Annotated in this window: 9 protein-coding genes and 2 pseudogenes; 3 read left to right on the top strand and 8 right to left on the bottom strand. The window is 71.7% G+C overall.

What is annotated here, in order from left to right; genetic code table 11:
• On the top strand, positions 1–427 hold a 427-nt coding region (locus ACLU3S_RS33530), incomplete at its 5' end, for an FtsX-like permease family protein (protein ID WP_413955753.1).
• A gap of 62 nt (positions 428–489) precedes the next feature.
• Positions 490–1452, top strand: a complete 963-nt coding sequence (locus ACLU3S_RS33525) for an ABC transporter ATP-binding protein (RefSeq protein WP_413955752.1) — start codon at positions 490–492, stop codon at positions 1450–1452.
• A 343-nt stretch (positions 1453–1795) separates the two neighbouring features.
• Here ACLU3S_RS33525 and ACLU3S_RS33520 read toward each other — a convergent pair whose 3' ends face one another.
• From ACLU3S_RS33520 to ACLU3S_RS33500, 5 genes and pseudogenes are all read right to left on the bottom strand, one after another.
• A complete protein-coding gene (locus ACLU3S_RS33520; protein ID WP_413955751.1) occupies positions 1796–2476 on the bottom strand; it encodes a hypothetical protein in 681 nt (226 codons plus the stop codon).
• Positions 2473–2889 carry an acyl-CoA thioesterase gene (locus ACLU3S_RS33515; RefSeq protein ID WP_413955750.1) on the bottom strand — a complete coding sequence of 139 codons (417 nt, stop codon included), beginning with the start codon at positions 2887–2889 and terminating at the stop codon, positions 2473–2475. Before ACLU3S_RS33515 ends, ACLU3S_RS33520 begins: the two co-directional genes overlap by 4 nt.
• Before the next feature lie 8 nt (positions 2890–2897).
• A complete protein-coding gene (gene ettA / locus ACLU3S_RS33510; RefSeq protein WP_413955749.1) occupies positions 2898–4562 on the bottom strand; it encodes an energy-dependent translational throttle protein EttA in 1665 nt (554 codons plus the stop codon).
• Between the two features lie 343 nt (positions 4563–4905).
• Positions 4906–4986 (bottom strand): annotated as a pseudogene (locus ACLU3S_RS33505) (GntR family transcriptional regulator); the annotation flags it as partial.
• A gap of 165 nt (positions 4987–5151) precedes the next feature.
• The gene (locus ACLU3S_RS33500) at positions 5152–6018 is read right to left on the bottom strand and encodes a tetratricopeptide repeat protein (protein WP_413955748.1); all 867 of its coding nucleotides are present in this window, start codon (positions 6016–6018) and stop codon (positions 5152–5154) included.
• Between the two features lie 154 nt (positions 6019–6172).
• Between ACLU3S_RS33500 and ACLU3S_RS33495 the strand changes: the two genes are divergently transcribed.
• Positions 6173–6592, top strand: a complete 420-nt coding sequence (locus ACLU3S_RS33495; protein WP_413955747.1) for a hypothetical protein — start codon at positions 6173–6175, stop codon at positions 6590–6592.
• Here ACLU3S_RS33495 and ACLU3S_RS33490 read toward each other — a convergent pair.
• The 3 genes and pseudogenes from ACLU3S_RS33490 to ACLU3S_RS33480 form a co-directional block, all read right to left on the bottom strand.
• Complete coding sequence (locus tag ACLU3S_RS33490; RefSeq protein WP_413955746.1) at positions 6537–7934, bottom strand: Cys-Gln thioester bond-forming surface protein; 1398 nt, start codon at positions 7932–7934, stop codon at positions 6537–6539. The two genes, ACLU3S_RS33495 and ACLU3S_RS33490, sit on opposite strands and share 56 nt — an antisense overlap.
• A 281-nt stretch (positions 7935–8215) precedes the next feature.
• Positions 8216–8692: a single-stranded DNA-binding protein gene (locus ACLU3S_RS33485; RefSeq protein ID WP_413955745.1), complete on the bottom strand. Its 477-nt coding sequence runs from the start codon at positions 8690–8692 to the stop codon at positions 8216–8218.
• 324 nt (positions 8693–9016) lie between these two features.
• Positions 9017–9415: pseudogene (locus tag ACLU3S_RS33480) on the bottom strand (ATP-binding protein); the annotation flags it as partial.

The raw sequence follows: 9415 nt of genomic DNA, 5'->3' as shown, positions 1-9415 counted from the left end.
CTACACGGCGGCCGTGGTCGCGGGCGCCGGTTTCGCCGTCCTCGCCCTGCTGCTCGCGCTGCTGCGCGCCGCCCCCGAACGCGCGGCGCTCCTGGCCCGCCTGCGCACGATGGGCCTCACCCGCGCGGAGGGCCGCCGTCTGCTGGTCCTGGAGTCCCTCCCCCAGGCGCTTCTCGCCGCCGTCACCGGCACCCTGACCGGCTGGGCCACCATCCGCCTCCTGTCCCCCGGCATCGACCTGACGACCCTCGCCCTTCCCTCAGCCCGGTCCCCGCTCTCCGGCGTCCGGTTGCACCCGGACACCTGGTCCCTGGCCCTCCCGGCGGTCCTGGTCCTCCTGACCACGGTGGGTGTCGCGGCGGCCCAGGCCTGGTGGTCCGGCAGACGCGGCTCGGTGACGGAACTCAGAGCGGGGGACGGCCGATGAACGCGGCACGAGCGCGGGCGAACGGCCCCACCTCGGACCGCCCGACGACCGACGGAGACCCGATGACCACCAATCCCACCTTCTCCGAGTTGGCGAACCGAGTCACCGAAACCCGCGACCGGCCCGCCTACGGCCACGACGCCCTCATCACCTGCGACCGACTGGTCCGCATCTTCTCCACGGACGGCATCGAGGTCCAGGCGCTCCAGGGCCTGGACCTCCTCGTCCGCGAGGGCGAGCTGATGGCCCTCGTCGGCGCCTCCGGCAGCGGCAAGTCCACGCTGATGAACATCCTCGCCGGCCTGGACACCCCCACCGCCGGCGCCGCCCGCGTCGCCGGGCGCGACCTGCTCACCATGAACGCCGCCGACCGCCTGGCCTACCGCCGCGAGGTCGTCGGCTTCGTCTGGCAGCAGACCTCCCGCAACCTCCTGCCCTACCTCACCGCCGCGCAGAACGTGGCACTCCCGCTCCAGCTCTCCGGCGCCCGCACCCGCCGGGGCCGCCGCGCGCGCACCGAACGCGCCCTGGAACTCCTGGAGTTGCTGCAAGTGGCCGACTGCCGCGACCGCCACCCGCACGAGATGTCCGGCGGCCAGCAGCAACGGGTCGCCATCGCCGTGGCCATCGCCAACGACCCCGCGGTGCTGCTCGCCGACGAGCCCACCGGCGAGCTCGACTCGCACACCGCCGCGCAGATCTTCGACGCGTTCCGCACGGCCAACGAGGCCCTCGGCACCACCATCGTGATCGTCACCCACGACCAGGCGGTGGCCGGCGAGGTCCGCCGCACGGTCGCCATCCGCGACGGCCGCACCTCCACCGAGGTGCTGCGCCGCAGCGAGGTGGACGCCGCGACCGGCCACGAGACGGTCGTCGCCCGCGAGTACGCCATGCTCGACCGCGCGGGCCGCCTGCAACTGCCCGCCGAGTACCTGCGCGCCCTCGACATGCGCGACCGCGTGGCCCTGGAACTGGAGTCCGACCACATCGGCGTGTGGCCGGACGACAGCGGGGAGCGCTGAGGCGGGCCGGTCCGGCGGGTCAGCGGGGCGCGGAGACTCAGGACATGCGGGTCCGGCGGGTCACGGAGACGCGGGAGAGTCAGGTCTGGTGGGTCCGGCGGGTCACCGCGACGCGGGACTTTCGGGCCAGTGGGCCAGCGAGACGCGGGACGGCCGGAGCAGCGGATCACCATGACGGGGACAGGCGGGACAGGCGGGTCCGGCGGGTCCGGCGGGTCGCGGAGACGCGGGACAGGCGGTCAGCGGGTCACCGAGACGCGAGACAGCCAGAGCAGCGGGTCGCGGTCACGCGAGTCAGACAGGCCGGTGGCTCAGCGGGTCGCCGAGACACGGGGCGGCCGGCTCAGTGGGTCACCGTGACGCCGAGCGTGCCCAGTCCGGTGCGCCGTACGGCGACGGAGCCGTAGGGGGTGCGCAGCCTCAGCCACGTCCCCGAGGAGAACAGCCCGGTGTCGGCCGGTTCCGTTCCCGGCCGCAGGAAGCCCAGGGACTGGGCCGCGTGCACGGCCCGCACCGGGAGCCGGGTCCGCCCTATCTCCCGGGACCAGATGTCCCGCCCGATCCGGTCCAGCTCCGCGCGGGTACGCCGCTCGGGCGTCAACTCCTCCGTGCGGGACCGGAACTCGCCGACCGCCGCGGCGACCGTCGCGCGCAGCGCGTCCGGCGCGGGCAGCCCCGGCTCGGGCCGCCAGCCGCCGCGCGGCGGCAGCACACCGGCCCACGGCGGACCGGTGACCGCGGCCGGCACGCCCGCGGTGGCCGCCCGCTCGTCGACCGACTCCAGGAACTCGCCGGCGGAGACCGTCACGTCGAGGGTGACGTCCAGCCCGTCCTCGTACGGCTTGGCCAGCCGCACCGCGCGGACCGCCAGCACCTCGAAGGACGGCGGCCGCCCGAAGACGGCCAGCGCGGTGCCCGCCGCCTGCAGGCGCACCGCGGCTCCACGGTCGTAGTGGAGCAGCCGCGAGAGGAAGGCGGCGAGGTCGGCCGCCTCCGTCTCGTCGGCGAGGTGCAGCACCGTCATGCGGCGACGGCCTCCTCCTCGCCCGCCTCGTCCGTGTACTGCCGGAGGAACTCGCGCTCCTCCTCGGTGAGGCGCCGCGGCCGCTGGGCCTCGAAGTCGAACGGCACGATCACCGTCGAGGCCCGGACGTAGATCTGGTCGCCGTCCTTCACCTCGTAGGCGAGGGTGAAGGAGGCGGCCTTGATCTCGGTGACCCACAGCTCGATGTCCACCGGAGCGTGCCGGTGGACGAGCTGGCGCTTGTAGTCGATCTCGTGGCGCGCCACCACCGACCCCTGCTTGAACTCCTTGTCCGGGCGGAACAGGAAGTCGATACGGGCCTCCTCCAGATAGCGGAGGAACACCACGTTGTTGACGTGGCCGTAGGCGTCCATGTCCGCCCAGCGCAGGGGGCAGCGGTAAATGTGGCGCATCTGCTGGATCAGCCCCGGGTCAGCTTCTTGTAGGTGGCACGGTGCGGACGCGCCGCGTCCGGACCCAGCCGCTCGATCTTGTTCTTCTCGTACGACTCGAAGTTGCCCTCGAACCAGAACCACTTGGAGTCGCCCTCGTAGGCGAGGATGTGCGTGGCCACGCGGTCGAGGAACCACCGGTCGTGGGAGACGACGACGGCACAGCCGGGGAACTCCAGCAGGGCGTTCTCCAGGCTGCTGAGCGTCTCGACGTCCAGGTCGTTGGTGGGCTCGTCGAGGAGCAGCAGGTTGCCGCCCTGCTTCAGGGTGAGCGCCAGGTTCAGCCGGTTGCGCTCACCGCCGGAGAGGACACCGGCCGGCTTCTGCTGGTCCGGCCCCTTGAACCCGAAGGCGGACACATAGGCCCGGCTCGGCATCTCGACCTGGCCGACGTTGATGTAGTCGAGCCCGTCGGACACGACCTCCCACAGCGTCTTCTTCGGGTCGATGTTGGCGCGGCCCTGGTCGACGTAGCTGATCTTGACGGTGTCGCCGACCTTGATCTCGCCGGAGTCCGGGGTCTCGAAGCCCTGGATCATCTTGAACAGCGTGGTCTTGCCGGCGCCGTTCGGGCCGATGACGCCGACGATGCCGTTGCGCGGCAGCGTGAAGCTCAGGTCCTCGACGAGCACCTTCTCACCGAAGGCCTTGTTGAGCTTGTTGACCTCGACGACGACGTTGCCCAGGCGCGGGCCCGGCGGGATCTGGATCTCCTCGAAGTCCAGCTTCCGCATCTTCTCGGCCTCGGCGGCCATCTCCTCGTAGCGGGCCAGACGCGCCTTGGACTTGGCCTGCCGCCCCTTGGCGTTGGAGCGAACCCATTCGAGCTCCTCCTTCAGCCTCTTCTGCCGCTTGGCGTCCTTCTGCCCCTCGACCTTCAGACGGGCGGCCTTGGTCTCCAGGTACGTGGAGTAGTTGCCCTGGTACGGGTAGGCGCGGCCACGGTCCAGCTCGAGGATCCACTCGGCCACGTTGTCCAGGAAGTACCGGTCGTGGGTGATGGCCACGACGGTCCCCGGGTACTTCGCCAGGTGCTGCTCCAGCCAGTTCACCGACTCGGCGTCGAGGTGGTTGGTGGGCTCGTCGAGGAGCAGCAGGTCGGGCTGCTCCAGCAGCAGCTTGCAGAGCGCGACGCGGCGCTTCTCACCACCGGAGAGGTTGGTGACGGGCCAGTCGCCGGGCGGGCAGCCCAGCGCGTCCATCGCCTGCTCGAGCTGCGCGTCGAGGTCCCAGGCGTTGGCGTGGTCCAGGTCCTCCTGCAGCTTGCCCATCTCGTCGAGCAGCGCGTCGGAGTAGTCGGTCGCCATCAGCTCGGCGATCTCGTTGAACCGGTCGAGCTTGCCCTTGATCTCGGCGACACCCTCCTGGACGTTCTCCAGGACGGTCTTCTCCTCGTTCAGCGGGGGCTCCTGCAGCAGGATGCCGACGCTGTAGCCGGGCGACAGGAACGCGTCACCGTTGGACGGCTGTTCCAGCCCCGCCATGATCTTCAGCACGGTCGACTTACCGGCACCGTTCGGACCGACGACGCCGATCTTCGCTCCCGGCAGGAAGTTCAGGGTGACATCATCGAGGATCACCTTGTCGCCGTGCGCCTTGCGCGTCTTGCGCATGGTGTAAATGAACTCAGCCAAGAGAAACCGTCCGGCAGCTTGAAATCTGGCAGTGGGCAGATAAACCCCATCTTGCCGTACCGCCACCCCTGGGCGGAAACGCGTCTGGCCGGGCGCCTCTGACCTGGGGTTTCGTCGGTGTCGGGGACGGCTCGTCCCTCACTGCCGGCCACCGTCGGCCGGCCTCGGACACCCTCGCACGGCCCAGCACATGCCCGCCGGCGACTCCCCACCGGCCTGCCCGGCACACGGTTGCCCCGATCCACCGACGGCCGACCCATCACCCGGGACGCCAGAGCGAGGGACCGGACACCACGCTCATACGGCACGTCCTGGACCGCTGCGACCGTGCGGCCCCGCCGCCTGCCTCCTCGGCGGTCGCCCGCCTCGGCTCCGGCTGCTCCACGGCGTGGCCGCCGGTGATGCCGATCCCGGCCGTACGGTCGCTCCGCCAAGGTGCGCCGCATCCCCACCATGCCCAGGCCAGCGTGTGTCGGCACCCACCAGGGCGGTGAGTATCTGTGCACGTCAGAGGCTTGGTGCGCGCTGGTCTACGTGACCACTGGGCGGCACGGTCCCCCTGATCCACTCCCCGCTCACTCCCGGGGGCTCAACCGAACAGCTTCAGTCCGTCCCAGCTGCGCTCCCCGCCCGCCGCCCACGCATCCAGTAGCTGCCGGGCTTCGGTCTCGGGAGCGGCCAGCCAGACAGTCTGTGAGCCGCCGTGTCCCGGCACGCCGACCTCATCCCAGTCGACCCGGCCCTCGCTGCAGCATGCGCACAGCGTGTGGAAGCTGCTGGCCGGCTCGGCACCGAAGTCCTGCTCGAAGAACGAAGCCACCAGGGCGTCGACGTCGGAAGCATCCGCCGCGTTCACGGTCGCATGCAGCGTCGGCAGCGAAGAGGCCTCGAAGAGCAGCAGTTCGTCGAAGACAGCGACGCTCTGCCCGTTGTACGTCCGCTCGCCGGTCGGCTCCCCGTCGTGCACGACGATCTCGCCGAAGCGACGGCCCTTCGTGGCGGGGACGTTCATCACCCGTCCTCGCGTCGGGCAGAGCCGCTGGATCCAGACCACCTCGCGCTCGCCACCCGTGTCCAGCCGTACGCACGCCGGGCCGAAGGCGCCGTTGATCTCCCCCTCGCCCTCCGGCATCGGAATCCCGAAGCCCTTCCACGCGTCGCGGGCAGTCGCCCAGTCACGCTGGATCGTGGCAGCGATCCCCAGGTTCCAGAACGCCGGGTCCTGCTCGCCGCGCGGCGAGCGGGCGGCGGCCTCACGGCCGAGTTCACAGGCCTTTGCCCAGTTGCGCAGGAACTTGTACGCCAGTGCCGCGTCGTACCACCACACCGCGCTGGGGCCCGCGTCCGGATAGTGAGCAAGGACCTGCTCGTACAGCTCGGCGGAACGCAGCCACTCCTCCGCATCCCACATCTCGCGAGCCCGTTCCAGCAACTGCTTCGCCTCGGACTTCTCCACGCCCCTGCCCCTCACTCCGACCAGAGAGGGAGTTTCGCACGACGAGCGGGTCGGCCGCACCGCGGTCGCCGCGCATGCCAAGTCGGGGGTACTCAGGTGGAGATGAGTATGTGCGCCCTGGGCCGTGACGGGGTGAGCCCGCAACGCTGGGGACATGAATCAAGGACTGCGGAATCCTCTGCCCCGAGCGTTGACGGTCCTCCTGCCGGCCGCGGTGGCGTCGGCGCTGTGGGCGGGGTGGCTGGGCTGGGACCAGCATCAGGACGTGCTGCCCGATGGCTCGGTGTCCGGGCCGTACGAGGCGTGGCAGGTGGCCGGGCTGGTGCTGACCCTGCTGGTGCCGGTGTGCTGGGCGGCGGCCCGGCGCTCCGTCGCGGGTGCCGTGGTGGGCCCCACGGCCGGGCTGACCGTGGCCGCCTGCTACGACTGGTCGGACGACTCCAGCGGGCTCTTCGTGGTCGGGGTGGGCCTGGTCATGATGGGCAGCCTCCTCGGAACCTCGGGCGTTTCCGCCGTGGTCATGCGCCTGACTGCTCCCGCTTGCGCAGCACGACCAGCACCGCGCCGCCGATGACCACGAACCCGATGGCCACTCCGGCGATCAGCGGAGTGATCGCGGAGCCGCCCGTCGCGGCGAGGTCGGTGCCGTCCGGGGTGGCCGTGGTGACGGGGGTGGGCCGGCCCACGGTCTGAGTGCTCTTCGTGGTGACCGCGCCCTGGGTCCGGCAGTCGAGGACGCCGGTGAAGTGCCGGCTGAAGCCGTTGGGGCCGGTGACCGTGAAGTCGTAGGCCTGGTCCTCCTGGAGCGGGACGCTCACCGTGCGGGAGGCGCCCGCGGGGATGGTGTGCTCGACGCCCATCAGCACGAAGGTGAAGGGCTGGTCGCCCTTGTTGACGGCGGTGATGTCCACGGCGCCCTTGGCACAGTCCTTGCGGGCCGAGACCGCCGGTATGGCGCCCTTGGCGGCCCAGGTGGCCGACGCGGTCGCGGAGACCGTGGACTCGCTGGACCCGGCCAGTATCTGGGTCTGGCTGCGGGTGTCGGAGGCGAAGGCGCGGCCCACCGGGACGGTCGTCGAGGCCTGCACGGTCAGCTCGGCTGAGCCGTCCGCCGCGTCCTCCGGGATGTCGAAGAAGAGCCGGCTGCCGTTCCTGGCCGACGTGAGCACCTTGCCGGTTCTGTCGATGATCCGCACCCCGCTGGTGGCCGCGTTCGCCGGCGGGGTCACCGTGACGGCGCTCGCGTTGGTGTGCACGGTCACCGGTCCGATCACGTCCCCGGGGTGGCCGGAGAGCGCGGGCGGGTCCAGGGTCAGCGAGGCCTCGGGCTCGGCGGTGTTGCGGGCTCTCCTGTCGAGGTAGTCGGCGAGCTTCTCGGCCTGCGGGTCGACGGCGTCGACCTTGGCGTGGTCCGAGTAGCGCCAGATGGCCACCTGGGTGCCGGCCGCCGCGTCCTGCTCGGTGAGCGTGCCCACGCCGGCCTGCCGGGCGAGCGCGGCGAGGTCGTTCACCTGGGGGTAGGAGTGCTGCAGGATCCAGCGGATCCGGCCGGCGTCCTTGTTGGTGCCCAGCGAGGTGCCGCTCCAGGGCGTCTCCTGGTACACGGCGCCGCGCTGCGTGGGGTTGTGGAGGTCGATGCAGTACGTCTGCAGGGTGCCGCCGCCGTCCACGGACATCTCGAACAGCCCGGCAAAGACCCGCTGGTCGACGCCGTCCTCGTGGATCACGGCCTCGCCGTAGGTCTTCAGGCCGTCGATCGTGGCGGTCGCCCCGCCCTGGGTCTGCGGGGTGTCGTCGGCCACGGCCGTACCCGCGCCGGACAGCACACCGGCCACCACGATGCCGGACACGGCGGTGGCGGCGGCCAGGCGGGCCGCTGCGGTCGACCGACAGAACCCAGAGAACGCAGCAAGCACAGAATTCCCCTTCGAGCAGGACCCGTTGGACGTGGGGGACGGTCCCACCAGCAGACTCGGCAGCCCCTAGGGGCACGCCCGGCATACTAGGGACCGAGCGGCGCCTCACCTGCCGGTCCGATGAACCGATGGTCGATCCGATCCGTAATCGTTATCGCCAGGACCGTCCTTGAGCAGGGCTTATCGACAAATCCACCGGTTCGTACGGGGTGTTCGCAGCGAACTCGCCGAAAGGGCGTGGTGCGCGCGGGACGGCGCCGGCCGGGCAGGGCCGGGTGACGTCACGTCACCGCTGCGGGCTCGGGGTTCTGTTGCCGTGAGGCGGTGTCGGCGTCGTCCGAATGCCTCGGGGTCTCCCAGTTCGGCTCCGGCCGGCTCGCCGCGGGAGCCGTCTCCGGCTTCGCCGCGCGCCGGAAGACCGCGGTTCCGCGGGACAGGTCGTGGCCGATCGCCACGGCGTCGATGTCGGCGGACGCCCACTGCTGCTGCCCGTCGCGGGCCTCCGTGCGCACCTTCAGCCGGCCCTGGACGACGACCGGCTGGCCCACCTCCACGGAGGCCGCCACGTTGACGGCGAGCTGGCGATTGGCCCACACCGTGAAGAAGTTGGTGTGCCCGTCCGTCCAGGTGCTCTTCTCCCGGTCCCAGTAGCGCGCGGTCGCCGCCAGCCGGAACCGGGCCGACGGGCCCGCCGCCGACTCCCGGTACACCGGCGGGGTCGCCACGTTGCCCACCACACAGACCACGGTCTCGTTCATGTCCTCGCTCCCCTCCCCCGCCCGGCGCCCTCCGGCCGGACGGACACACGTACGGGCCCGTCCCGTACGGCGGCGTCTGCCGTGCGAGCGCGTACGACTGCCGTACGCGCCCGCACGCCCCGCCGACCGCACGCGCCGTCCGCCGTCCCTTCGGCCGGACCCGCCGTGCGATCGCCGTGACCTCAGACTGCCTCCGCCGGGCCGGGCCCGCTGAGCGCTGTGGACGGCCCCGGCGCCTGTGGAAAACCTCGCCACCCACACGAGTGACCTGCGCCCCGTACCGTCCGCCCCGACTCGGTCACCCAGCCGCGGATGCCCGCGGTCTCAGCCCACACCGGCCCCCGTCACGCCGGCCCCCGTCTGCATCACCCGCCCGTACTGCTCCCGCACCTCCTGGTACCTCAGCAGCTCCGACGCCACGGGATCGAGCACCCGGGCCCGCCCGCAGCTCGCGGCCGCCTCCCGCAGCCGCCGTTCCGCATCCTGGCCGTAGCGGCGCGCGGGACCCCGGGCGGCCATCCGGCAGCCCCACTCCACCAGCGGCCCGCCGACGATCCCGCACACCATCAGCAGCACCGGCAGGCCCAGATTGGGTGCCATGACGCCGGCGATCTGGCCCGCCAGCCACACGCCGCCCACGATCTGCAGCAGGGTCATCGCTGCCTGGACCAGCACCGCCACCGGCCACCAGCCCGGCCTCGGCGGCCGCCCGGTCGGCGCTCC

This window comes from Streptomyces sp. AF1A, from assembly GCF_047340315.1.
In the GTDB taxonomy this organism is placed as follows: domain Bacteria; phylum Actinomycetota; class Actinomycetes; order Streptomycetales; family Streptomycetaceae; genus Streptomyces.
This window is presented reverse-complemented; position numbering and strand designations above follow the sequence as displayed.

Bases quoted from the DNA above. Each gene is read 5' to 3' on its own strand.
- ACLU3S_RS33525 (WP_413955752.1), top strand. From the start codon at position 490: ATGACCACCAATCCCACCTTCTCCGAGTTGGCGAACCGAGTCACCGAA.
- ACLU3S_RS33520 (WP_413955751.1), bottom strand. From the start codon at position 2,476: ATGACGGTGCTGCACCTCGCCGACGAGACGGAGGCGGCCGACCTCGCC.
- ACLU3S_RS33515 (WP_413955750.1), bottom strand. From the start codon at position 2,889: ATGCGCCACATTTACCGCTGCCCCCTGCGCTGGGCGGACATGGACGCC.
- ACLU3S_RS33495 (WP_413955747.1), top strand. From the start codon at position 6,173: ATGAATCAAGGACTGCGGAATCCTCTGCCCCGAGCGTTGACGGTCCTC.
- ACLU3S_RS33485 (WP_413955745.1), bottom strand. From the start codon at position 8,692: ATGAACGAGACCGTGGTCTGTGTGGTGGGCAACGTGGCGACCCCGCCG.